The sequence below is a fragment of the Candidatus Saccharibacteria bacterium oral taxon 488 genome (assembly GCA_013100805.1).
In the GTDB taxonomy this organism is placed as follows: domain Bacteria; phylum Patescibacteriota; class Saccharimonadia; order Saccharimonadales; family Saccharimonadaceae; genus Nanosynbacter.
In genome coordinates this window covers 573,989-597,732 of sequence record CP040000.1, presented here as the reverse complement: position 1 = coordinate 597,732, position 23,744 = coordinate 573,989, and the positions used below count along the sequence as shown (strand labels likewise).

The following is a 23,744-nucleotide window of genomic DNA, read 5'->3' as shown; positions in this document are numbered from 1 at the left end:
GGGCTTATTGAATGTTAAGCTCTCGTCGTCGCAGGAGCTTATTATACCAGCGAATCATACCACGCCGTACCGGCCGGCCGATCATATTACCAAGTGATGCGCCGATGGCGATGGCCACGCCGATCATGATGGCTCGTGCGAGGACGGCCAGTGACAGTAAAAATTCAGGGTCGGTCGGTGGATTTTCTATCACACCCATCAAGCCGTTGTAGAGCGACAAGCCCGGCACCAGCGGTACGATGCCAGCAGCGATAATGGCCACTGAAGGAAAGCGCCACAGCCGGGATGCCAGCACCGCTGTCAATCCGACTACTGTTGCTGCGGCGCCGCTGGCGATGACAACTCCGAGTGACCCAATTAGCGTACTTGACACCCACCATCCCAACACGCCAACACCGCCGGCAATCAGCATTCCGAACAAACGCGCGTGATTGCCGGCCGCGAAACCAGCAGCAATAATCAGCGCTCCCAAGTATTGCGCCCGTATGTCTGCCGCTAGCCCCAGCCGATCCGGCGTCGTTGGAAAACTAATCCCAAATCGCTGAATGATGTATAGCCCGGTCATCACGCCGACAACGATACCCATCGTCGCCATAATCACCCGTAGTAGCCGGGCATTTGCCGTCACGTAATATTCGTCAATCGCATCCTGAAAGGCGCCAACGATCATCAGCCCCGCCACCAACAGCACGATACCGCTGATCACCAGCATCGTCGTATCAACCTGCCAGCCCAGCCAGCCATTCAGCCACTGGGCAGCACCCGCCGCCAGGGTGATTAGGAGTGCGGTAATGATTTGGAGGTAAAATGTTGCGAGGCCCCATTTGTCCAGAATCCTCATTGTCGCCGTCGCCACGAAGCCCATCACAAACGCCAGCCCACTCATCAGGATTGAGCCGTTAAATAAAATCACCACGCCCATCGACACGCCACCACCCGCCAGGCAGACGATCCAGCGTGAATGTTCCCGTCGATTTGTCAATAACTCCTCGGTTCGTCTCTCAGCCTCTGCTAGTGGTAAGTGATGGTCGCGAATCACGAGGGCGAGGTTTTGCAATGCTTGGATCGTTTGGTAATTGACATACTTCAACGTGATCGTTCGCACCAACGTGAGCGGTTCGCGCTCAGAGCCGCGATCTTGAGATATGGTGATGAGCGTTGAGCTGATATCAATGTGAACCCGTCGCCTACAGTATGTGCCAGTGATCCCCAGCGCCATATGCACGACGTCCCGTGCGGCTACTCCCATCGCCAGTAGCTCCTCGGCAATTGTCATCGTCATCCGCAGCGCTCGCATGTTCGGCGTCAGGCTCTCGTCGATTTTATCTAATTGCCAAATGGGTTCTGGCGTTGGTAATCGTGGAATTCGTCCCAGTGATCGCTTGATAAATTCAGGTACTTTTCTTTTGACAGTTGTTTTCACATCACTACTATAGCGCCTCTTGGCTAAAATGGAAATAGTTTAGCGGGTCGAGGCCTGCATGGGTGATACAATAAACTCATGGACGAACGGCAGATAGCTCAACTTGAGACAATAAAAAATAAAGTGCGTGGTATATTAGGTGGCGATCCATCGGGTCATGCCGATGATCACGTTGAGCGGGTGGCACTGCTGGCGGAACGTTTTGCGAGCGAATGTAATGAGCCGGTAGACCTGTACGAAGTGCTATTGACGGCTTGGTTGCATGACGTTGATGATTACAAATTAATCGGCAAAGTGCAGGCAGAGAAATTGACGAACGCGGTCAATAGTATGGCGGAGGCGGGAGTGGCCACTGACTTATGCCAGGCGGTATTAGAAAATATTGCGGCGATCGGTTATGGCAAACGGCTGGACGGGCAGCAGCCGCAGCGGTTGGCAGGGCAGCTAGTGTCTGACGCTGACATGTGCGATGCTATCGGCGCGGTCGGGATTGAGCGAGGGTTGATGTATGCCTGCCATCACGGTGGGCGGATTTTTGACCCCACGGTTTGGCCAAATGTTGATCTAGCAGCGCACGAATACGACGTTAATGGCAACACGCATGATACCGATGGCTTTATTAATCACTTTTTTGAGAAACTGCTGAAGTTGAAGGGCTTGATGCTGACGGAGCCGGGGCGAATAGAAGCGAGGAAGCGTCAGCACGTTATGGTTGATTTCCTTCGTGCCTATTTCCGCGAGAAGAATGTGCCGGAGTGGAGTGAGTTTTTGGAAGGGTATTTACTTGATATAACTAAGGCAAATGATTTACAATAAGCGGACAAGGACTATGGCATGAGTGAAGTTTCAGAAAATATGTACTCGCTGCTTGTAGAACGCAGCATTCATGACAGAATGGAAGATCGCGAAGCTCCGTATAACGTTGTCGGCGGGCTAGGTCTGCATGCAGTTACCAACGCTGCCGAAATTGATTGGGACAATCACGTTGTGTATCTGCCTGGCGGTGTGTGCTTACCGTGTTTACGTGAAAATGGTACGGTGCGAGACCTTGATACATTAGTGCAAAGCACAGATAAGGTTGTTGTGAAGGGTTGTCAGCGGGAAATGACCGATGCTATCGGTGATAAGTTAGTAATTTCAACCTTTGGACTTAATCCATACGAAAAAAATCGTCGTGGTATATTTGATTTCGTCGGTGATCGTTATATTGATGATGAAGGTCGTCTATACTGGCGCCTTGGCGGTATTGAGACGGAAATTCCTTCATCTAGTCTTGATCAGTGGCTTGTGAAGAGAGATGGCGAGACAGTATGTGCTATCCTTAATCCAATTTCTCAATTAGGAGCGTACGGATGTCGTTCGATTACCGGCTGGCGTCCAAAAGACAAAGAAAAAGTCGAGGAGTTAATAAAAGTTATAATGCCAAACCGCAAAATTTCAGATATTCCGCAAGATTGTCGCGATCAGTATTATACGTTCAGGGAACAATCAAAAAAAGTTACCGAAGCTAGAAAAAAGTTAGGCTGGTTTGGGCTAAAGGCTGGATTGCTATCATTCCTTGAGCGTCAAGAGTGGGCGGTACGACTTGCTCAAGGCGAACTGGATGGCGTACTCAGTGGTTTTGTCGGCAAGACGTGATCGCTTGATATAATGGTAGCTGTGAATAAACGGTTGCAGCAAAAACTCAAAACCCTACCGCGCACTCCCGGCGTCTATTTTCACAAGTCAGCCAGCGGCGAGATTATTTATGTAGGCAAGGCGGCGGTGCTGAAAAACCGCGTGCGTCAGTATTTTCAGGATTCGCGCGGGCGGGACAATAAAACCATGGCGCTGGTGGCGGAAATTGCTGATACTGATTGGATTGAGACCGAGAGCGAAGTTGATGCACTGTTCCTGGAGAGCGAGATGGTCAAACGTTACATGCCGCGTTACAACGTACTGCTGCGCGATGATAAATCGCAAATGTATGTGCGAATTGACATGAAAAGTGAGTGGCCAACCGTCAGTTTTACGCGTAATCCAGCTGATGATGGGGCGGAATATGTTGGCCCGTTCTATAATGGCTTTGCTTTGAAAAAAGCGCTGCGCTATTTGCGGCGGGTTTTTCCGTATTTGACCAGGCAGCGCCGTCCGGGGCAGTCGAAATTGGATGAAGATTTAGGTTTGAGTCCGCGGCTGAGTGATGGGTCAGCCGCCTACAAAGCTACTTTACGCAAGCTCATCAGCTACATCAAAGGCAACCGTAAGGCTATCGCCGCCGAGTTGGAGCGCGACATGAAAACGGCGGCTGGGCTGCATGATTTTGAGCGGGCGGCCGACCTTCGCAATAAACTGCGCGCCATGCAGGAGCTACAGCGGCGGGTTTGTTTTGGCGACAAAGAGTTTTTGGATATTTCTAAGGACAAGGCGCTGGCTGATTTGGCGAAATTGTTGGGTCTAAAAGGTATCCCAGCGCGCATTGAGGGTTATGACATTTCGCATATGAGTGGGCGGCAAGTTGTCGCCAGTATGGTGGTATTTACGAATGGCGCGAGCGACCGGGCGGAGTACCGCAAATTCAAAGTCAGTGAGAAAAATGATGACACGGGTAATATCCATCAGACGATTTTTCGCCGGCTGAGCGAGCGTAATCTAAAAAGCTGGGGCCGTCCTGATCTGCTGCTCATTGATGGTGGCAAAGGCCAGCTAGCGGCGGCTATCAAAGCTCGTGATGAGCGTGGCGTCACCGTGCCGATCATCAGCATCGCCAAGCGTGAGGAAGAATTGCTGGTACATAAAATTGGTTCGCAGATTGATACGGCGTTCATCAAGCAGGTTCGGTCGCAGCCGCGGGCGGACATTATGGTTCATGAAGATGGCGACGTTTACATGGTGAATTTGCATCCAAGTCAACGTAATGCCGGTTCGCATTCAAAAAACTTACGGGCCAGCACCGAGGAAACTCGTCACGAACGCCCGATAACGGACGAGAGTAGTCTCGCGACAATCGACATAATCAAACTGTTCCAGCGCATCCGCGACGAGTCGCACCGCTTTGCGGTGAGCTACCACACCGCGCTCAAACGTCAGCAGCAAACGAAAAACCAGCTGGAGGAAATTCCTGGCGTGGGGCCAAAAACCCGCGCGAAATTGCTGAAAAAGTTTGGCAGCATCAACCGTATACGGAGTGCCTCGCCCGCCGACCTGGAAAAAATCGTGGATAAAGAGCTAGCGAAAAAGATTATGCTTATGCTATCATCATAAGTATGAGTCGCAAGTATGGATTTACCGTCATAGAAATACTAATTGTCGTTGTGGTTATCGGCATCTTGGCGGGTATCGGTCTCGTCAGTTATAACGGGTGGCGCAAAGAGACGGTGCGTAAAGCCATAACGTCAGATCTACAGAATGCGCTATCAGCGGCGGAGCAGGAAAAAAACTTCAAAGGGTCATATCCAACGACATTGCCGCAGTCGTTCAAGAGTGGCTCGCCAGACATCGTAATCACTGTACGGACAATCCCGCCGTCTGGTTCGACGCCGGCCGCGATCTGCATTGAGGGGACGAGTAGTCGCCAGCAGCTCCAGCTGCACATCAAGAGCACTGAGCGCAAGGTAGTCGACGGCGCCTGTTAGCGTTATGATATAATGAAATGTAGTCATGAGACGACAATTTGCAATATTTTTTGTCAGGTGGATACTTAATTCTGTTGGCATCTGGGTAGCGGTGCGGCTTCTCGGGACGAGTGAGCCAGTGGTCGAGACGACGGCAACGTTTGTCCTCGCTGGTTTAATCTTTTCAATCGTCAACTCTATCTTAAAACCGATCGTTGTCATTTTGTCGCTACCGGCGATCTTACTGACGCTCGGCTTATTTACGCTGGTGGTTAATGGCATCATGGTTTATATATCATTGGCACTGGCGCCGGGATTATCCATGAGTTTTGGCTCGTCAATTCTTGCCGGAATCATACTCAGTCTGGTAAACTATATAGTAAGTAGCGCCTTCGTTATCAAGCCGGCGCCAGAATAAGGAGAAAGCATGTCACTTGATACTATTTTGCCGTATGTCACATTAGGATCAGCCGTTTTGATGATCATTGCCATATTGTTGCAGCAGCGTGGCGCGAGCCTCGGTGCAGGCTTTGGCTCGTCGGGCGAACTGTTCACCACGCGGCGAGGTTTTGACAAGAACTTGTTTGATGTGACTATTGTGTTTGCTGCTGTGTTCGTGCTGTCGATCTTGGCGAGTTTGGTGTTGCCGAGTCTGAAGGGCTAGGAGCGCGCCTTGGACACAAAAAAATCATCTTGGAAAAAATTTCTGCGACTGGACTTCGCAACAAAAGATCTTGATGGGCAAGCGCAAAAACTGACTAAAACGACCTTGCGTCACACGCATATGTTTATCTCTTCGCGCCTCGAACATTTGGCTGGAGTCAAGCGCCATGTCCTGGGGTGGATCTTTCTGGTTATTCTATTAATTACCATCAGCATGGTGCAGTGGCTGTCATTTCGTGAGTTGTACGCTCATAACGCACCAGCCAGGGGTGGGTCGTATTCAGAGGGTGTGCTGGGGCCGCTAGAGACGCTTAATCCAATTTTTGCCCGTAGTAGTGCCGAAAAATCAGCGGCCCGGCTGATGTTTGCGAGTCTTTATAATTATGATACGACCGGACACATCAAAGGGGACCTCGCCGAGTCGGTCACAGTCAATGAGGCCGAGACTGAGTACACGGTCAAATTGCGCCGTAATCTCAAGTGGTCAGACGGAGCGCCACTGGATGCTCGCGACGTGGTGTTTACTGTTAATCTACTCAAGGATGCACGGACACAATCGTCAATTACTGGTTGGCAGTCGATCAACGTCAAGCAGGTTGACGAGCGGACAGTACAATTTACCCTGCCAGCCCCGTACGCACCATTCATGCACGCCCTCACCTTTCCGATTTTGCCTCAGCACAGCCTCAGTGAAGTTAATCCGGCCGAGCTACGTGAGCATGGTTATGGCAAGTCGCCCGTAACCTCTGGGCCGTTTGCTATGCGGATTCTACAGAATGCCAATGCTGATGGGTCGAAAAAAGTGCTTCATCTGGTGGCGAACTCGCAGTATCATCATGGCGCGCCAAAGCTGGATCGCTTTCAGCTGTATGTATATCCGACGCGGGACGAGATAACCAAAGGTCTCAAGACGAGTGAAATTATGGCTACACCGGAGTTGTCATACATGGCTCAGTCAGACCAGATCCGTCACATGTATGCCTCGCGGTCGTACGCTATTAACGATGGCGTCTACGCATTATTTAACACCCAGAGCGAAGTGGTGAGTTCGCGCAAAGTTCGACAAGCGCTGGTCCAGTCGATTAATACCCAAGCACTGCGTGATAAGTTTGCCTTTGCGAGGAAGCCACTGCACGGCCCAATTTTTGACGACCAAGTGGATGGGCAACTGGCCGGTCGTTTGCCGTATGACACGGAAGCAGCGAAAAAATTACTGGACGAAGAAGGATGGAAGGAGGTCGGTAATCAGCGTAAAAAGGGCGAGCAGGTTTTGCAATTGTCGTTCGTGACGCTCAAGGGCTCTGATTTTGAAACTATTGCGCGTGAACTCGTAAAAGCTTGGCAGGAAACGCTGCATATCACCGTTGACTTGCGGGTAGTTGATCCAAATGATGCCTCGCAAAACGTTTTGCAGTCTGTTCTGCGGCCGCGTGGCTTTGATGTACTGTTGTATGAGTTGGTGCTGGGCGGTGACGCTGATGTCTTTGCCTACTGGCATTCGTCACAGGCCAATCAAGGCGGCCTCAATTTTGCTAACTATAACAGCGCGGTGGCTGACGATGCCCTCGCGGCTGGTCGCACCAAACAAAGCGCCAAGCAACGGGTTAGCAAATACCAAGCGTTTACCAAGCATTGGCAGTCCGATGTGCCGGCCCTCGCACTATATCAAGTGCAACTGGATTACATTCACTTGCGTTCCGTGTCGGCGCTTGATAAGTCAATGCGGTTGGTATATCCCACCGATCGGTTTGCCGACGTGATCTACTGGACAGTTCGCCGCGAATCCGTTTACAAAACACCGTAATCAGGTATAATGGTAAGTGGTCATGCGGGCGTGGCGGAATTGGTAGACGCGCTAGCTTGAGGGGCTAGTGAGCATTACGCTCGTGGAAGTTCAAGTCTTCTCGCTCGCACCAGACGGAATTATTGTAATTTTTTACCATGCCAGATTCGTCAGAAACTGATAGGCCCCAAGCTCGCCAGATCGCTAAAACGCTGGTTGATGTTCTGGTGACGATTTGGCGAACATCGCCGCGTGCTATTTTCATTCAGGCGGTTGGCGCGGTATTGACAGCGTCGTTGCCGCTTGCGACGACGTATTTTGCGGCGCTGACAACGACTGCACTGACCGAGGCGTATACTGGCGGCGGCGATTCACGACAGCTGTTTGTGTATGTAATCATTACGGTGGTGCTTGGCGTAGTCATGAGCTTTTGGGGAATTGTGCAGGCATATTTTGAGCAATTAATGCGCTACCAGCTAGAATTGAGCATTAATGACCAGATGTATGTGCGGCTTCACGGGCTGGATTTCTGGCGCTATGATGATCCGGCGACGATTGATACGTTTGATCGAGCGAGGCGGTTTGCTGGTTCATTTTCATATCTGTTTTCGCGGCTGACTAGCATCGTGACGAATATTGTTTCGCTGGTGGTTGGGCTATGGATTATCTCGTCAGTTGGTTGGTGGCTAGGGCTGCTGCTTGTCATGGCCATCATCCCTAGCGGCATTGTCCAGTTCCGCCTATCTCGTTTGACATCAAGCTATTGGCGCAAAAATACCAATGTCAGGCGGCGCATGTGGTGGATTGAGTATGCGGTGAGTAGGCCAGAGAACGTCGCCGAGCTACGATTGTACGGTCTTATCAAGCATTTATTGACGGAGCGGGCCGCCTTGCGCGATAAAGATCAGTTGCAGATGATTAAATATGAGCGCAGCTTTATGGCCAAGCGATTCGGCGGCGAGGCGCTGCAGGCGGCTGCAGAAGTAGCGGCGCTGGTGTGGGTGACGCTAGAAATTATCGCTCATCGTCAGCCGATCGGCCAGTTCGTGTTGGTGCAACAAATGGTGAGTCGAGTACTCGGCAGCGTCGATAGCTTGATTTCAACGTATAATTCTATCGACGAGGAAGTGGCAAATATGGTCGACTATCAGCGGTTTATGAAGTTGCCGCTAGCAAGCACCAGGCCAAGTCTGCCGCTTAGCATGGATAAATCAATTACGGTGAGCAACGTCACGTTCCACTATCCGGGCAGCGAAATTCTGGTATTCAAAGGTCTGTCGCTGGAGATTAAGCGCGGTCAGCACGTGGCGATTGTCGGTGAGAATGGTGCGGGTAAAACCACGCTAGTGAAATTATTGACGGGGTTGTATCAGCCGACTGGCGGCGATGTTTTGATTGACGGGCGGAATCTTAGCGAGGTGAATACGGCCGATTGGCACCGACAACTAGCTGTACTGAGTCAGAGTTTTATTCGCTATGATTTTGCGACGGCTCATGAAAATGTGTGGTATGGCGATGTTTCTCGTGAGCCAGACCGAGAGAGGCTGGCGGCTGCGCTTAAGCAGGCGGAAGCTGATGATTTCGTGAAGAAATTGCCAAAGGGCGGGGATAGCTATGTTGACAAATGGATGACGGATGATAGTGATGACAAGGGCGTGGATTTGTCGGGTGGGCAATGGCAGCGGCTGGCGTTGGCGCGTAATTTTTACCGTGATGCACCGATCGTTATTTTGGACGAGCCAACCAGTGCCGTTGATGCGGCAGCTGAAGCACGAATTTTCCGCCACTTGTTTAAGCAAAAAGACAAAACCATCATCGCCATCAGCCATCGTCTGAGCACGGTGAAAAAGGCTGACGTGATTTACTTTATGAGGGCTGGCCGAATTGTCGAGCAAGGATCATGTAGCGAGCTGATCGCCAAACGCGGTGAGTTCTATGAAATGTTCAAAGAACAATTATAGTTTGGTATAATGAATGAAGCGGCGCGTTGGCGGAGCGGTTACGCAGAGGTCTGCAAAACCTTTTAGACGAGTTCGACTCTCGTACGTGCCTCCAGGGGATAATACAACGGTCTTCGTTATGGGACTTTTTGTTTAAGTAATTGAGTAATTCCATGAAACGACCTCCAGATATTCAGCATATACTCCAGCTAATTAGTTCATTAATCGTGCCGATGTATTATATTCATCGTGACATTGTGCCGCCAAAACGATCACCACTTAGGGAAAATGATGCGGAACATTCCTGGGCTTTAGCATTGTTAGCGTGTGCGCTCGCTCCGCAGATTAATCCGAAATTAGATATTGGTAAAGTTGCCCAATTTGCCATTGTTTATGATGTTGTAGAGGTCTATTCGGGTGATGTATCGGCAATGGATAGCCAGGCGGCAAATTCATCTGAGCGAAAAATTCGTGAGGCAGCAGCGTTGGAGCGTATTCAATCAGATTTCTCATATATGCCATGGATCGCTGAAACGATTAAGGAATACGAATCTTTTTCTAGCGAAGAAGCATGTTTCGTCTATGCGCTTGATAAATTTATGCCGGTTGCCTATGACTATCTTGATGGAGGTGAGTATGCTCATCATTGTCGCACAACTCGTGAAGCGTACCAGTATCATATGATACCGCATCGCGAAAAGGTCCAGAGACATCCTGTTGTTGGTCGATATTATGATGAGGTGCGGGCGCTGCTAGATGCTCGGCTAGATCATTTTTATGATCCAGAAAATGTAGTATAATTGTTGTAGACGCGGGTGCTAGCTACATAATATTTAAAATTATGTTGCAGGGGGCTTGACGTCATGAATAATGGTAAATACGCGCGAGTGGCGGAATTGGTAGACGCGAGGGACTTAAAATCCCTTGACCAAAAGTCGTGCGGGTTCGATTCCCGCCTCGCGCACCACAATTGTTACAAAAGCCGCCGATAAAGGGCGGCTTTCGTTATGGATAGTTGAATTCTAGGGCGCCAGATCCAGATAAATTAAGTGTTTCGTCCGGTCATCTTTCGCCGAAAGATATAGATGGCGAGTGTAAAGATAACGGTGGTATAACACAAAACAATCAGTAGATGTGGTGTGATGACTTGCCAATTTCCCTCGATGCTACCTTTAATGGCAGCAACACTGTGGTAAAATGGCAGTGCTTCCGCAACCATTTTAAAGCCACCGCCGATGAGATCAACCGGGACAAATACGCCCGACAGCCAGCCAGCGACATTGGTGAGCAGGGCGCCACATATACCGCCAACTGCTCGCTCGTTAATGAGACTGCCGAAGAATAACCCACATCCAACAAATAGAAGCGACGTTACCGTTGTAATAACGATTGCCCCAATAATATGCACTGAAAAGTCGAGCCCGATAAAGCAGGCGATAACGAGGGTAATCACTGCCTGCATGGTAGCAATGATAATCATCGGAATTGTGTATCCAATGATAAAATCTCGGGCTGTCATAGGCGAGGTAAACAGACGCATCAGGAATGATGAAGTTCGGTCTTTTGCTAGGAGCATACCTGAGAATAGTGCTAGGAATGCCGTACCGAACATTGCGATACCTGGTGCCAAATTTTTGATGGCAAACATAGTATTATTGGCTTCGGCGGGAATGCTGGCATTTATAATAGAGAGCAGTCCAAGCAAAACGAGTGGAAAGACTAATCCAAAGAATAGATTGATCGGATCGCGTACAACTTCTTTTGTACAGCGTTTAGCAAATAGTAAAGCTCTCATCGAATATCTCCTACAAGTGCGACAAACGCATCCTCAAGGGTGCGTGTATTAGTTTGTTTTTGCAGTTCTGCTACTGTACCGATTGCCACGAGCTTGCCGCGCGCCATAACGCCGACACGATCAGACAATGCTTCAATTTCCTCGAGATAGTGAGTTGTCAACAGCGTCGTCACTGTACCTTTGAGCAACTGGATCGCCTCCCATAACTCACGGCGCGAAAAAATATCAAGACCTAGCGTTGGTTCGTCAATGAATAATATTTTTGGATTTGAGATGAGTGCCATGGCGATCGACAGGCGTCGCTGCATGCCGCCAGACAAATGCTTAGCTTTTTTATGTTCGACAGTTTCGAGTTTGAATTGGCTTGCCATACGCGAGGCGCTCTCACTGGCGTTATGAGCAGATTGTCCGTAGAGTCCAGCGATCAGTTCGAGATTCTCGCGGACTGATAAATTACCAGCTACAGCAGTTTCTTGTGGTGAAACGTTGATCATCTGTTTGACCGCCTGAGGTTTTTCGGTAATACTATTGCCGAGTAAAATAGCATCACCTTGTGTTGGTTGGCTTAAGCAAGATAACATTTTAATCAATGTCGTCTTACCCGCACCATTGACACCAAGTAGTGAAAATAACTCACCCTTTTCAATTGATAGATTAAGGCTGTCGACTGCGACAAAGTCACCGTAGCGTTTTGTTAAGTTGGTCGCAGTGATTGCATTCATGATTTCATCTCCGTATCATTGAGCACGGCGGTGATTGTATCAATGACTTTATTCTTAGTCGGAATAGCAATTCCTTGCTGCTTGTCGCCGAGCATGATAAGTGTATCGCCAGGCTTGATATTAAAAATATCTCGTGCCTCTTTGGGTATCACAATTTGCCCGCGTTCGCCAACCTTGACTGTCCAAGCATGTCTACTCTTTGGTTTTGTCATATAATTCCTTTCTTTCATATAAATATGATTTATATGAATAAGTATACGACTATGATGAGCTGCGTGTCAACAATGAGTTGGCATGATTTTGCCACTATACGACTCGTATGTATGGTATAATCATGTGTATAAGGTACTAACCATAAGGAGAATAGAACATGGATGCAGTAATAATAACCTTAATTATCGTTGGTGTCGTTATCGTTCTGATCGTGGCGTTTTTGATCGGTACGTACAACGGACTGGTGACGCTGCGTAACCGCGTCGAGGAAGCATGGAGTGATATCACTGTCCAGCTCAAACGCCGGACTGACTTGATTCCAAACCTGGTTAACTCAGTCAAGGGCTACGCCACGCACGAGAAAGAAGTATTTGAAAAGGTTACTGAAGCGCGATCGGCCATTATGGGTGCCAAAGGCGTGGCCGATACGGCTCAGGCGGAGAATATGTTAGAGGGCGCCCTAAAGAGTCTGTTCGCTGTCGCTGAGGCGTATCCGGAACTGAAGGCTAATGAGAACTTCTTACAACTGCAGCAAGAACTGGTCGATACCGAAGACAAGATCCAGGCTTCACGTCGCTTCTACAATGGCGGCGTCCGCGATCTGAACACAAGGATTCAAAGGTTCCCAGCTAACATGGTTGCTGGTATGTTCGGCTTCCAGGCCAAGGAGTTCTTTGAGGTTGCTGATCGAGCAAGTGTTGAGAATCCAGTCGAGGTGAAATTCTAAGGTAGGATAATCTTTGCCTGAACTAAGCCGCTCGCCTGTTTTCGGCGGGCGGTTTTTGGTATAATAACTACATGTATAGTGCAATTTCTCATAATAAGCGAAACACCGTGCTGATCATGGCAGTGTTTGTGGCGATCATCGGCGTGATCGGTGTGCTGGTCGGTATGTATCTACAGAACTATTCATTGTCGTTGATCATTGTCGGTTGTGCGCTGCTTTATGCGTGGTTACAATATTATATTGCTGGTAAATTGGCCATGGCGATGAGCGGTGCGCAGCAGATTGAAAAGAAGGATGCGCCGGAGCTGTGGCGAGTAGTAGAAAACCTCGCGATTGCTTCCGGTATGCCGATGCCAAAAGTCTACATTATTGACGATCCAGCGCCGAACGCGTTTGCGACGGGCCGCGATCCAAAGCACGCTATCGTCGGTGCGACTACTGGGCTGTTGGAAATTATGGACAAGCGCGAGCTGGAAGCGGTGATGGCGCACGAGATGAGCCATGTGCGCAACTACGATATTCGCGTTAGTATGATTGCCTTTGGGTTGGTGAGCGCTATCGGGTTGCTTGCTGATATCGCACTCCGGATGATGATTTATGGCGATGATGATGACGGGGATACTAGTCCGGTTGTCTACATCGTGGGTATTATAGTAGTAATCTTGGCACCGATTTTAGCAACAATTACGCAACTGGCAGTCAGCCGCCAGCGCGAGTATCTCGCGGATGCCTCGGGCGCGCTATTAACTCGCGACTCGGAGGGGCTGGCGATGGCACTGGAAAAGTTACAAAGTTATGGTCGGCCAATGCGCAAGCAGAGTACCTCAACAGCAAACTTGTTTATGAATAATCCGCTGCGCCCTGGCTTTTTCTCAAAGTTATTTAGCACCCATCCGCCGCTAGAAGATCGAATCGCACGTCTGCGAAGTAATGCAACGAAGATGTAATCATGACGAAGCCAACTAAAAAACAACACACCACGCGGCGTAAACGAGCAACTTCAAAAGCGGATAGTCGCGCCGCGACAAAGAAAAAAGTATCGTTAAAAGAGCGGCTTAATAAGGCTTGGCAGCGACTAACGCAGCGCCGCCAAGCCTTTCTCCGCCGTCGGCCGCACCGTAGTTTTCGAGTGACCAAGCGACGTGACTATCGTCGTTCGCTCAAACTGCCAGGCTACTTTGCGCTGACCAAACAAGCATGGCAACTGATGCGAAAGCACTGGCGGATCTTCGTTGGGTTGACGGCGATATACGCGGTGCTGGGTGTGTTGCTGTCGGGGTTGATTTCGCAAGACACGTATCAGCAGCTAAAGGATACGATCAATGGAACGAATCAGGGGGGTGCCCTGGGTACTATTGTGCCGACATTGATGCTATTTGCTGGCGTGGTTACCAATCAGCTCGGTGGTTCGACGGGTGGCGTAGCATCATCGCAGCAGGTTATTGGCGCGCTGATCGGGCTGTATATATGGCTGACGACAATTTGGCTGGTTCGCGGCGTAATTGTCGGTAAGCGTCCAAAGATTCGCGATGGGCTGTATAATGCGGGCGCGCCGGTCATCGCCCTGTCGGTCCTAGTGTTTATCGCGCTCATTCAATTATTACCAGCAGCGATAGCGGTCATTATTTATGGAGCGGCGGACACGTCAGGCATGTTGCAGCAGACGGTGGTGTTGATGTTGGCGGCCGGCGCCACCATATTAATCGTCACCTTGTCGATATATTGGCTGACGAGTACGTTGTTCGCTATGGTAATTATTACCCTACCGGGGATGTATCCACTAGAAGCAGCGCGACTGGCTTCAGACGTTGTACTAGGGCGGCGGATGCGGATCTTGCTGCGATTGATGTGGCTACTGGTGGTGCTCGCCGTGGTTTGGGCGGCGGTGCTTATTCCGGTTATTACGATTGATGGCGCACTCAAAACGGTGATACCGGCGTTGAACTGGTTGCCGCTGGTGCCGCTCGTGGCGTTGATGTTGGTGGCGTTCTCGATTGTTGCCTCGGCGTGCTACATCTATCTATTCTACCGAAAGGTCGTCGCTGATGACAGTGCGCCAGCTTGATAGGCAGGCGGCCGAGCAACGAATTGTCAAACTGCGAGATCTGATCAATGATTATCGCTATCACTATCATGTGCTCGACGAATCGATCATGAGCGAGGCGGCGGCTGATAGCCTGAAACATGAACTGTCGCAACTAGAAGAGCAGTTTCCTGAACTCGTTACACCAGACAGCCCAACCCAGCGGGTGGCCGGAAAAGCGCTCAGTAAATTCGCTAAGGTTCAGCATCAAACGCGAATGATTTCGCTGCAGGACGTATTTGACCGGGCGGAAGTTGCGGCGTGGATAGAGCGTATGCACAAAGTGCGTAGTGACATCACTGAAGAATTTTTGTGTGATATCAAGATGGATGGCCTGGCCTGCGCGCTAATTTATGAGGACGGTGTGCTGACGCGGGCCGTGACGCGTGGCGACGGACTAGTTGGTGAAGATGTGACCATGAATGTGCGGACGATTCAGAATGTGCCGCTAATCCTGCGCGCTAACCAGCGATTTGCTCATTTTTTGCGCGGTCGGACGGAGATTCGTGGTGAAATTGTGATGCACAAGGCCGACTTTGCAGCATTAAATCAGCGTCGGCGAGCGGCCGGTCAGCCAGAATTTGCGAATCCGCGTAACCTAGCTGCAGGGACGATTCGCCAGCTTGATCCAAAACTGGTGGCAGAGCGTCCGCTCCATTTTGTCGGCTATGACATTATTCGTGACAACCTCGAGGACACGCCGACGATTGCATTTGGCTATCAGATGATGAACGAGTTGGGCATCACCACGAGTCGGCAGACGCAAATTGTCTATGGCTTGGACGAAGTGATGAGCTATGTTGATCATCTGGATGAGCTGCGTCAGTCGCTGCAGTTTAACACCGACGGAGCGGTCATCAAGCTCAACGACCGGCGACAGTTTGCCGAGCTCGGCATCGTTGGCAAGACACCACGAGCGGCAGTGGCGTATAAATTTGCTGCCGAAGAAGCCACGACCATTGTCCGCGATATCGTCATTTCCATTGGTCGAACTGGTGCGGCCACGCCAGTGGCGGTATTTGACCCGGTGGTGGTGGCCGGTACGACGGTGCAGCATGCTAGCCTGCATAACGCCGACGAAATTGCCCGGCTGGATGTGCGCCGCGGTGACACGGTGGTTATTTTCAAGGCCGGCGACATCATCCCGCAGGTACAAACCGTGCTAAAAGAATTGCGACCGGCAGATGCTAAGCCGATTGATTATTCGGCAGAATTGGCGCGCCAATATCCAGAGCTAGAATTTGTACGGCCAGCAGGCGAGGCGGTGTACCGCGTTAAAGGTTTGAGCGGCCCGCTGATTTTGAAGCGGTCCCTGGCACATTTTGCCTCCAAAGGCGCGCTGGACATCGATACGCTGGGCGAGAAAAATGTCGAGGCGCTGGTCGAGGCTAAGTTGGTCAATGATTTGGCAGATATTTACCGGTTGACGAAAGATGATTTGCTGCAGTTAGAGCGTTTTGCTGAGATTTCCGCGCAAAAGCTCATTGATGCCATTGCTGCTAAGAAACAGCCAGCCCTGGAGCGATTCTTGTTTGGACTCGGTATTCGCCATGTCGGCGCGCAGACGGCGATTGATCTCGCAAATAAGTTTGAGAGTATCGAAAAGATAATGACGGCGACGATTGATGAGTTGCGCGAAGTGGATGGCGTGGGCGAAATTGTTGCCGAGTCGATCGTGGCGTGGTTCGCTGATGAAGATAATGTGGCGCTGCTCGAAAAATTTGCTGCCTTGGGCGTGGCGCCGCAGTTTAGCCAAAAATCCGACCGTCTGGCTGGTCAAAGTTTCGTCATCACCGGCACCTTGCAATCGATGGGCCGCGACGTTGCTGCTGAAAAAATCCGTAATCTGGGCGGCACCTTCCAAACCGCTGTTGCAAAAGATACAACATATTTGGTAGCGGGCGGTAAAGTCGGCGCCAGTAAATTGAAGAAAGCCGAACAATACGGCACGAAAATTATTGACGAACAAACATTGTTAGAGATTATACAATAAGGAGGTAATAATCATGAATCAGCAATCACATCGCGCCCTCGCCATCAAACCCGCCGACACGGTTGTGTTTACGGCGATGTCCAAGAAATATTTTTACATGAGATTTTTCGTAACGAAATTTGCACTCGAACAAGGCGTTGTACCAATCAATCCGTTTACCAGTTTTGACTATTTTTTACTCGACGCGGTGGAGCGTGACACGGTGCGGCGCGCCAATAATACGCTGGTGGCGCGCGCTGATGAGCTGTGGGTGTTTGGCGACATCGCTGATGGTGTACGGGCGGAAGTAATCCAAGCCTGGCAGCAACATAAAACCGTCCGATTTTTTGCGTTTCGTGATGATAAGCATATTTACGAAGTTGAGATTGGCAAATTGGTTTATGAAGATGGCGTTGAAACATTAACCCAACAGAGGTAACTAGATGATCCGATTTTACTTACAAAAATTAGTTCGCGATAAAGTGGTAAAAAAGTGCCTGGATGATCCAGAATTTTTGCATACGGAGTACCGGACATTAGACAAGCAAGAATTTCGCCGCGAGTTGCTCCGCAAAGTTCACGAGGAGGCAGATGAGATTCCGCTGGATGATGATCAGCGTGATGAATCGCTCAAAGAGCTGGCTGATTTGCAAGAAGTCGTTGACGCGCTGCGCCAGGCCTTTGGCTTTTCTATAGAGCAAGTTCAAGAAGAAATGGCGCGTAAAAAGCAGGATAATGGTGGCTTTGATAATCGGCACTATATTGAATACAATGATTTTATAGATGACAGTAGATGGGTGGAAATACTGCGTGCCCAGCCAGGGAAGTATCGTGAAGAAACAGTGGATAGCGAAGAGCAGAGCCATCGTACGATGATTAGCAAGGGTGTATACCGGCACAGCAAATCAGGCAAGCTGTACGAGGTGATCGGCCTCGCATTGGAAACTGAGACGGAAGATCTTTTGGTGATCTATCGACCTCTCTATGAAAATGAATATGAACTATTCGCCCGCCCCGTCAGTATGTTTATGGAAACAGTAGTGCTGGACGGACAATCGGTGCCGCGATTTGAGAACGTAAACTCTGAAACTCGAGAGCAAGTGTGATGAAGGCGGTTACGTTTATCACCGGCAATCAACACAAAGCAGATGCTCTAGCGCGCATGCTGGGCTTGCCGCTGGCACACCAGGCAGTTGATTTAACGGAAATTCAATCGACGAGCTTGGGGAAGAGATTGTTGAGCATAAGGTTCGCCAGGCGCATATAGTCGCCAAATGTCCGGTTTTGGTCGAAGATGTGGCGCTTGAGTTTATGGCGCTCGGTGGACTGCCGGGCCCGTTCATCAAGTTTTTTGTCGAGGCGCCAAACGGCTTAGAGAATCTTTGTCGGATACTTGATAGCTTTGACGATCGATCGGCGGTGGCGGCATGTGTGTTTGGCTACTGCGACGGCGAGCGGGTCAGGTTATTTCGCGCTGAACTTGGTGGTGTCATCGCTAAGCACCCTGCGGGCAACGGCGGTTTTGGCTGGGATAAAATATTTTGCCCGGATGGTTATGGCGGTAAAACACGCGCCGAATTAACACCGGATGAGGATGCTGGCACCTTTAAGCCAATCGATGCCGTCCGTAATTTCTCACCACACTTGAATAAATACATGCTATTATTTATATATGCAAGTGATCTATCTAGCTGGCAAAAATCTCGACAGGGCGAATCGCGTGGCAAAAATCCTAGAGGATTCCGGCTATAGTATTCCGTGTAATTGGTACTATAATTACAAAGATGACGAGACAAATTTCGGCCCGGAAGATGAAGTTCAGGCTGTTCGTTCTGCCGATGTTTTGGTGTATCTATGGGAATCCGACCAGGAGAGCGCACGCTACGAAGTTGGCATGGCGATAGCGCTTGGTAAACCAGTGGTCGTCGTTCATGATAACCCGAAATGGTTTTTACAACTACCAAACGTTCGTGCGGTCTCACGGGATGAGGATATTATAAAGGCGCTGAGTGAGGTTGGTTGACGAAGGATTCCCTATGGCAAAACCAGTGCTACGGCTACACTAAAATAAGAAATGCTATAATAAACCCCATGACAAAACACATCAATCTCGTCACTGGTAACCCACGTAAAATTGAGGAAGCAACGGCCACGCTTAGCCAATACGACATAGCGGTGGAGATTATTAATCTAGATATTGATGAGATCCAGCACTGTGATCCATTAAAAATTACCGAGGCTAAGGTTCGGGCAGCGTACGAGAGGGCTGGCAAGCCGGTTGTTGTCAACGATAGTAATTGGGAAGTGCCCGCGCTCGGCGGCTTTCCGGGTGGCTATATGAAGGATATCGCGCACTGGTTGACGCCCGAGGATTTTTTGGCGCTGCTACGCGATAAAGACGATTGGCAGATTATTCTCCATGATATTGTTGCTTATATTACGACGGGCATACTCTACAGACGTTTATCTTTGATCAGCCGGGGAAGTTTGTCGCTCCGCCGCGTGGCAAGAGTGGTGCGTCGGTTAACAAGATTATTACGATGGATGGTAGTAACGGCCTGACGATGTCCGAGGTGTTTGATCGGCGCGATCAAGGCCTAGCGGTTGAGACTGATACGCTGCAGCAATGGCATCAATTTGCACAGTGGTATATCACGCAGTAGCTAGTTTCTATGAAGTTCGCGCCATACTGGCAGTAATAAGCGTGGCGCCAATCACATCATCAACGCTGGAGCCGCGCGATAGATCGCTGATCGGCCGAGCAAAACCCTGCAAGATCGGCCCGTATGCATGGCCGCCAGCCAGGTGTTCGGCTAGCTTATAAGCGATATTGCCAGAATCAAGATCAGGGAAAACAAGGACATTAGCTCTGCCAGCAACCGGACTGTCCGGTGATTTTTTCTGGCCGATAGCCGGGACGATTGCCGCGTCTAATTGCAGTTCACCGTCAATGAGTATATCGGGCTGTTCTGTTTTGACGAGCTGCAGTGCCTGGGTGACGAGCTCGACACTGTCGCCACCAGCGCTGCCTTTCGTTGAGTATGACAACATAGCCACGCGCGGCTCCCAGCCAAGTGATGCCGCACTATCCGCCGAGGCCACAGCAATTGCCGCTAGCTGCTCGGCGTTTGGCTGAATGTTCATGCCGCAGTCGGCAAAGAGTAGCAGACCTCGTTCGCCGCCCTGAAACTGTGGGACGTCTATCACGAAAAAGCTGGATGCATACCGAATATCAGGTGCCAGCCCAACAATTTTGAGTCCAGCTCGCAGCACGTCTTTTGTCGGATGGTCAATTCCAGCCACCATAACGTCAGCTTCGCCGCTCGTTAGCATCGTCGCACCGCGACTGATAGCGTCCTCTTTTCCATCAAGCAGCACCGGCTGCACCGCGCCGCTTTCTTCTAGTGCGCGCGCTGCCTGCTGGATGATGTGATTATTGCCCTCAGGAAATACTATCCGCGGCGGATTTAAGGCGAGGGTTTTTGCTAAGTCTCGTATGTGCTGATTCATAAGTATAGTATAATGGAATTATGGAAGAATTGACAATTGAACGCGCATCCCACATTACCGAAGCTGATGTGGCAGACATCACCAACCTTATCGCGGCGCTTACCAGCAAACCGCATCCAGCTGACGCCGAGTTGTTGCAGCAGATCATTGACTCGCCAAGTCATGTGCTGCTATTGGCGCGGCTATCGGGCAAGATTGTCGGCATGGCAACGGCAGCACTGCTACTCGGGCCGGCTGCTGGGCGCAAAATCTACCTCGACGATTTTGTGACCGACCCGAATGTACAGGGTAAGGGTGTTGGTTCTCGACTCTGGGACGCTGTCATTGACTGGGGCTGCGAGCAGGGTGCTCAAAAACTGGAGTTTACATCGCGCCCAGAACGCGAAGCGGCGCAGCAGTTCTACTTGAAAAAGGGCGCAGTCGTACGTAGCACTAACGCTTTTGCTAAGGAATTGTAGATAAATATCAGACAAACCCCTTGTGCTTTTTAACAAAAAAGCGCATAATATCGTCAGAGCTGGTACGCATAGGGGCGTTTCCTATGCTGCCATCCAAAACAAACACACGAAATTGCCCCGGGTGGGCGCGTAACAGCTCTTTTTTATTCGTCAAGTGGCGCGTTTGACAGCGCTTATGGTATGATAAAGGGGATGTTCAAGAAGTCGTTTGAGAAAAAAATGATACGCTATGTCCGGCAATTTTTTGCCGACCATGCTGATGTCAAGTTGATCGCAGTGACCGGGAGTGCCGGTAAAACGAGTGCCAAAACAGCGATCGCTACTGTGCTATCGCAGCAGTTTGCTGTCGCCATGCACGCTGCTGAGCCAACGTCGCACTTACAAACGCTCCTGCAGATCATGGGCGTGCGCTACCCCGAGAATCGTCCGGAGGAGAAGTGGGGATTTTGGCACCGCCGCAAGATGATGCGAGCTGTCAAAAAGCGTGCTCGCGCTGAACATCCCGAAGCCCAGATTATCGTTCAGGAGTTCAGCCCAATGCAACCTGGTTTTAATACATGGTTTCAGCAGGTTATTTTGCCGGACATGGCCGTTGTAACGTCAGTCACCTCTGGCCGCATGCGGGTTGAACATACCGTCGAAGAGGTAGCTGGCGAGATGCTCACATTGGCGAATAATGCTCGCTTTGCGGCCATTAACCGCGATGACATTGACGGTCGATTTGCCGCATTTTTGACAAATCCCCAGATGACGACATATGGCACCAGCGAGGTCGCTGAGTATTATTTTGAGCAGCAGGATTTCTCGCTGGAGCATGGTTATGTCGGCAAGATTATCGGCCCGGAATATCCTGATGGCATCGCGGTGACGCTGCCGCTGCTTGGTGAGCATAATCTGCGGCCAGCCGTCGTGGCGATGCTCGCCGGGGTGCGGATGGGTATGACAAAGGAACTGATTGAAAAGGGCTTGAGTCAGTTATCTTCACTGCCGGGCCGGATGCAGGTACTTCGCGGTGCGGATCAGACGATTTTGATTGACGACAGCTATAGCTCATCGCCGCTGACGGCATTGTCAGCACTACAAACGCTGTACAGTCTCGAGGTGCCGCAGCGTATCGTGGTGTTTGGTAATATGAATGGGCTACGCAAGGATACGCAGGCCGGTCATGCGAAGCTCGGCGCTCAGTGTTCGCCAGACGAGCTGGATTGGGTAGTGACCGTTGGCGAGATGGCTAATCAATACCTAGCGCCGGTAGCACGTCGTCGCGGCTGTCAGGTTAAGGAGTGCCGTGATGCGCTGATGGCCGGCGGATTTGTACGCGAAAAACTTCATGCGGGCGGCGTGGCTCTCTTCAAAGGTTCAAGTGGCGGTGTTTGGCTCGAGGAAGCGATTAAAATTAACCTACACAGCACCGAGGATGAGAAAAAATTGGTGCGCCAGTCGCCTGACTGGATTAAGCGAAAAAATGAATTTTTCTCGCGCTTTCGCGGATAGTGATACAATGAAAGTATAACGAGGAGGAATATGGACGACAAGGGTACGAATAACAAGAAAACGCCAGCGGATAAAGCCGCTGCGTCAACACCGCCGGCAGCGTCACGGTCGACGGTCACATCAAGCTCATCACAGTCGACGACGACTCCGCCTACACAGGCTGATCAGCCTGCATCGACGCCGGCACGACCAGCATCGCCGACGTCGCAACCACCGATCATGAATTCAGTTATGCCGCCAAAAAAGAAAACCGGCCTCATCATCGGTATTGTTACCGGCTCGGTCGTATTGCTGCTGGCTATTGCTGCGGTACTATTGTACTTTTTCTGGTGGCAAGATCCGCAGAGGATGGTAACTGATGCAGTGGTTAATTCATTCCAGACCAAAAAGGTGGTTTCCTCAGGTAAACTCGTCATGGACCTTGGTAGCGGCAATCGTATTGATGTCAAGCTCAAAGCCGCCACCGACGCACCAAAGTCAAAAACTGAAGCTACGGTAAAGTTAGCTATTAACGGCATGGAGATCCAGCAAGACGTCATCCTCACAATGGTGGCTGACGGCAAAGGCACGATTTATATTAAGAGCGAACATCTAAAAGATATCGTGCGCCAGATGGTAGAGACGATCATCAAGGCTCGAAGCCGGGGAGTACTACCAGATACGCGGTCGACGATGATACGCGACCAGATCCTCAAACAGCTTGATGAAAAACTTAACAAAATTGAAGGCAAGTGGCTTAAGGTATCATTTGATGAGCTTGGAGCATCACGTACAAACAAAGACACGTGCTCTCAAGAAATCTTTGATTTAATCAATAATGACCAGCAGGTGCGTAGCGAACTGATCAACGCGTATCGCAAAAACAGCTTTGTGACGGTCAAAAAGGACGCCAAGGTCGAGCCGCGTGACGGTGTGCCTGGCTTTGAAATTGATTTAGCTTCGGACGGTAAAATGTCAGACAAACTACGCGCATTTGTCGATTCTCTGGGGGATACGAAACTTGGCAAGAAAATTAAAGAGTGCTATGGCGACAAGGTATTCAATACAGCAAATAAAACTACGTCATCAAAGAAATTGCCTACTATACGCATCTGGGTCGATCCGTGGTCACACCAGCTTAAAGCGCTCGAAATCAAGGCGCGCGGATCAGATGGCGACAAGGATCGGAATCTCACTATGGACATGACGTTCGACTACAGTAAGTCAGAGCAAATTGATATACCGTCAGACGCCGATAATCTTAAATCAGTACTTCAGGATTTTGCCGGCTCATCGCCAATACCGCCGCCGTTTGCTAGGGGTGGTGTGTCTGTAGACGAGAATGACGAAGACACGAACGTTAGCGTCGAGAGATGATATACTAAGGAG

Annotated in this window: 26 protein-coding genes and 3 tRNA genes; 24 read left to right on the top strand and 5 right to left on the bottom strand. The window is 50.2% G+C overall.

The genetic code is table 11. From position 1 onward, the window contains the following. Nucleotides 1-4: 4 nt before the first annotated feature. Nucleotides 5-1,423, bottom strand: coding sequence for a threonine/serine exporter family protein (locus FBF27_03155; protein ID QJU09395.1), 1,419 nt, complete (start codon nucleotides 1,421-1,423; stop codon nucleotides 5-7). A 78-nt stretch (nucleotides 1,424-1,501) separates the two neighbouring features. Here FBF27_03155 and FBF27_03150 point away from each other — a divergent pair, with 78 nt between their 5' ends. From FBF27_03150 to FBF27_03095, 12 genes are all read left to right on the top strand, one after another. Continuing rightward, on the top strand, nucleotides 1,502-2,239 hold the full coding sequence (locus tag FBF27_03150) for a phosphohydrolase (GenBank protein QJU09394.1): 738 nt from the start codon (nucleotides 1,502-1,504) through the stop codon (nucleotides 2,237-2,239). A gap of 18 nt (nucleotides 2,240-2,257) precedes the next feature. Then, nucleotides 2,258-3,061, top strand: coding sequence for a hypothetical protein (locus FBF27_03145; protein QJU09393.1), 804 nt, complete (start codon nucleotides 2,258-2,260; stop codon nucleotides 3,059-3,061). A 21-nt stretch (nucleotides 3,062-3,082) separates the two neighbouring features. Then, nucleotides 3,083-4,666 (top strand): excinuclease ABC subunit UvrC, encoded by a 1,584-nt coding sequence (locus FBF27_03140; protein ID QJU09392.1) that lies wholly within the window; start codon nucleotides 3,083-3,085, stop codon nucleotides 4,664-4,666. Between the two features lie 2 nt (nucleotides 4,667-4,668). Next, complete coding sequence (locus FBF27_03135) at nucleotides 4,669-5,037, top strand: prepilin-type N-terminal cleavage/methylation domain-containing protein (GenBank protein ID QJU09391.1); 369 nt, start codon at nucleotides 4,669-4,671, stop codon at nucleotides 5,035-5,037. 25 nt (nucleotides 5,038-5,062) lie between these two features. After that, nucleotides 5,063-5,434, top strand: a complete 372-nt coding sequence (locus FBF27_03130) for a phage holin family protein (GenBank protein ID QJU09390.1) — start codon at nucleotides 5,063-5,065, stop codon at nucleotides 5,432-5,434. Between the two features lie 9 nt (nucleotides 5,435-5,443). Then, nucleotides 5,444-5,680 carry a preprotein translocase subunit SecG gene (secG, locus tag FBF27_03125; GenBank protein ID QJU09389.1) on the top strand — a complete coding sequence of 79 codons (237 nt, stop codon included), beginning with the start codon at nucleotides 5,444-5,446 and terminating at the stop codon, nucleotides 5,678-5,680. A 9-nt stretch (nucleotides 5,681-5,689) separates the two neighbouring features. Next, nucleotides 5,690-7,483 carry a peptide ABC transporter substrate-binding protein gene (locus FBF27_03120; GenBank protein QJU09388.1) on the top strand — a complete coding sequence of 598 codons (1,794 nt, stop codon included), beginning with the start codon at nucleotides 5,690-5,692 and terminating at the stop codon, nucleotides 7,481-7,483. A 24-nt stretch (nucleotides 7,484-7,507) separates the two neighbouring features. Then, nucleotides 7,508-7,595: transfer RNA gene (locus FBF27_03115), tRNA-Leu, on the top strand. 25 nt (nucleotides 7,596-7,620) lie between these two features. Continuing rightward, nucleotides 7,621-9,423, top strand: a complete 1,803-nt coding sequence (locus FBF27_03110; protein QJU09387.1) for an ABC transporter ATP-binding protein — start codon at nucleotides 7,621-7,623, stop codon at nucleotides 9,421-9,423. 20 nt (nucleotides 9,424-9,443) lie between these two features. Next, nucleotides 9,444-9,517: transfer RNA gene (locus tag FBF27_03105), tRNA-Cys, on the top strand. Between the two features lie 58 nt (nucleotides 9,518-9,575). Next, nucleotides 9,576-10,202, top strand: a complete 627-nt coding sequence (locus FBF27_03100; GenBank protein ID QJU09386.1) for an HD domain-containing protein — start codon at nucleotides 9,576-9,578, stop codon at nucleotides 10,200-10,202. An 81-nt stretch (nucleotides 10,203-10,283) separates the two neighbouring features. After that, a tRNA-Leu gene (locus FBF27_03095) sits at nucleotides 10,284-10,369 on the top strand. Between the two features lie 78 nt (nucleotides 10,370-10,447). Here the strand turns inward: FBF27_03095 and FBF27_03090 are convergent. From FBF27_03090 to FBF27_03080, 3 genes are read right to left on the bottom strand one after another with little or no spacing between them, the layout of a single operon-like run. Beyond that, a complete protein-coding gene (locus FBF27_03090) occupies nucleotides 10,448-11,197 on the bottom strand; it encodes an ABC transporter permease (GenBank protein QJU09385.1) in 750 nt (249 codons plus the stop codon). Next, nucleotides 11,194-11,919: an ABC transporter ATP-binding protein gene (locus FBF27_03085; GenBank protein QJU09384.1), complete on the bottom strand. Its 726-nt coding sequence runs from the start codon at nucleotides 11,917-11,919 to the stop codon at nucleotides 11,194-11,196. The genes FBF27_03090 and FBF27_03085 overlap by 4 nt, the downstream gene beginning before the upstream one ends. Then, nucleotides 11,916-12,131, bottom strand: a complete 216-nt coding sequence (locus FBF27_03080; GenBank protein QJU09383.1) for an AbrB/MazE/SpoVT family DNA-binding domain-containing protein — start codon at nucleotides 12,129-12,131, stop codon at nucleotides 11,916-11,918. Before FBF27_03080 ends, FBF27_03085 begins: the two co-directional genes overlap by 4 nt. Before the next feature lie 158 nt (nucleotides 12,132-12,289). On the opposite strand from FBF27_03080, the gene FBF27_03075 reads away from it, so the two are divergent. From FBF27_03075 to FBF27_03035, 9 genes are all read left to right on the top strand, one after another. Then, complete coding sequence (locus FBF27_03075) at nucleotides 12,290-12,859, top strand: LemA family protein (protein QJU09382.1); 570 nt, start codon at nucleotides 12,290-12,292, stop codon at nucleotides 12,857-12,859. A gap of 71 nt (nucleotides 12,860-12,930) precedes the next feature. Continuing rightward, nucleotides 12,931-13,806, top strand: a complete 876-nt coding sequence (locus tag FBF27_03070) for a protease (protein ID QJU09381.1) — start codon at nucleotides 12,931-12,933, stop codon at nucleotides 13,804-13,806. Between the two features lie 2 nt (nucleotides 13,807-13,808). Beyond that, nucleotides 13,809-14,924, top strand: coding sequence for a hypothetical protein (locus tag FBF27_03065; protein QJU09380.1), 1,116 nt, complete (start codon nucleotides 13,809-13,811; stop codon nucleotides 14,922-14,924). Further along, on the top strand, nucleotides 14,905-16,935 hold the full coding sequence (gene ligA, locus FBF27_03060) for an NAD-dependent DNA ligase LigA (protein QJU09379.1): 2,031 nt from the start codon (nucleotides 14,905-14,907) through the stop codon (nucleotides 16,933-16,935). The genes FBF27_03065 and ligA overlap by 20 nt, the downstream gene beginning before the upstream one ends. Before the next feature lie 13 nt (nucleotides 16,936-16,948). After that, nucleotides 16,949-17,353 carry a hypothetical protein gene (locus FBF27_03055; protein QJU09378.1) on the top strand — a complete coding sequence of 135 codons (405 nt, stop codon included), beginning with the start codon at nucleotides 16,949-16,951 and terminating at the stop codon, nucleotides 17,351-17,353. Nucleotides 17,354-17,789: 436 nt separating this feature from the next. After that, nucleotides 17,790-18,020, top strand: a complete 231-nt coding sequence (locus FBF27_03050) for a DUF1653 domain-containing protein (GenBank protein ID QJU09657.1) — start codon at nucleotides 17,790-17,792, stop codon at nucleotides 18,018-18,020. A gap of 106 nt (nucleotides 18,021-18,126) precedes the next feature. Continuing rightward, nucleotides 18,127-18,666: a non-canonical purine NTP pyrophosphatase gene (locus tag FBF27_03045; protein QJU09377.1), complete on the top strand. Its 540-nt coding sequence runs from the start codon at nucleotides 18,127-18,129 to the stop codon at nucleotides 18,664-18,666. Then, entirely contained in the window at nucleotides 18,635-18,937 is a 303-nt protein-coding gene (locus tag FBF27_03040; protein ID QJU09376.1) for a hypothetical protein, read from the top strand. The genes FBF27_03045 and FBF27_03040 overlap by 32 nt, the downstream gene beginning before the upstream one ends. Nucleotides 18,938-19,005: 68 nt before the next feature. Then, nucleotides 19,006-19,476, top strand: coding sequence for a hypothetical protein (locus tag FBF27_03035; protein QJU09375.1), 471 nt, complete (start codon nucleotides 19,006-19,008; stop codon nucleotides 19,474-19,476). A gap of 108 nt (nucleotides 19,477-19,584) precedes the next feature. Here FBF27_03035 and FBF27_03030 read toward each other — a convergent pair whose 3' ends face one another. After that, nucleotides 19,585-20,424: a phosphate acetyltransferase gene (locus tag FBF27_03030; protein ID QJU09374.1), complete on the bottom strand. Its 840-nt coding sequence runs from the start codon at nucleotides 20,422-20,424 to the stop codon at nucleotides 19,585-19,587. A 20-nt stretch (nucleotides 20,425-20,444) separates the two neighbouring features. Between FBF27_03030 and FBF27_03025 the strand changes: the two genes are divergently transcribed. The 3 genes from FBF27_03025 to FBF27_03015 all read left to right on the top strand — a co-directional run bounded on the left by FBF27_03025 (nucleotide 20,445) and on the right by FBF27_03015 (nucleotide 23,732). After that, nucleotides 20,445-20,882, top strand: a complete 438-nt coding sequence (locus FBF27_03025) for a GNAT family N-acetyltransferase (protein ID QJU09373.1) — start codon at nucleotides 20,445-20,447, stop codon at nucleotides 20,880-20,882. Nucleotides 20,883-21,062: 180 nt separating this feature from the next. Beyond that, nucleotides 21,063-22,376 (top strand): hypothetical protein, encoded by a 1,314-nt coding sequence (locus tag FBF27_03020; GenBank protein ID QJU09372.1) that lies wholly within the window; start codon nucleotides 21,063-21,065, stop codon nucleotides 22,374-22,376. Nucleotides 22,377-22,406: 30 nt separating this feature from the next. Further along, on the top strand, nucleotides 22,407-23,732 hold the full coding sequence (locus tag FBF27_03015; protein ID QJU09371.1) for a hypothetical protein: 1,326 nt from the start codon (nucleotides 22,407-22,409) through the stop codon (nucleotides 23,730-23,732). Nucleotides 23,733-23,744 lie beyond the last annotated feature (12 nt).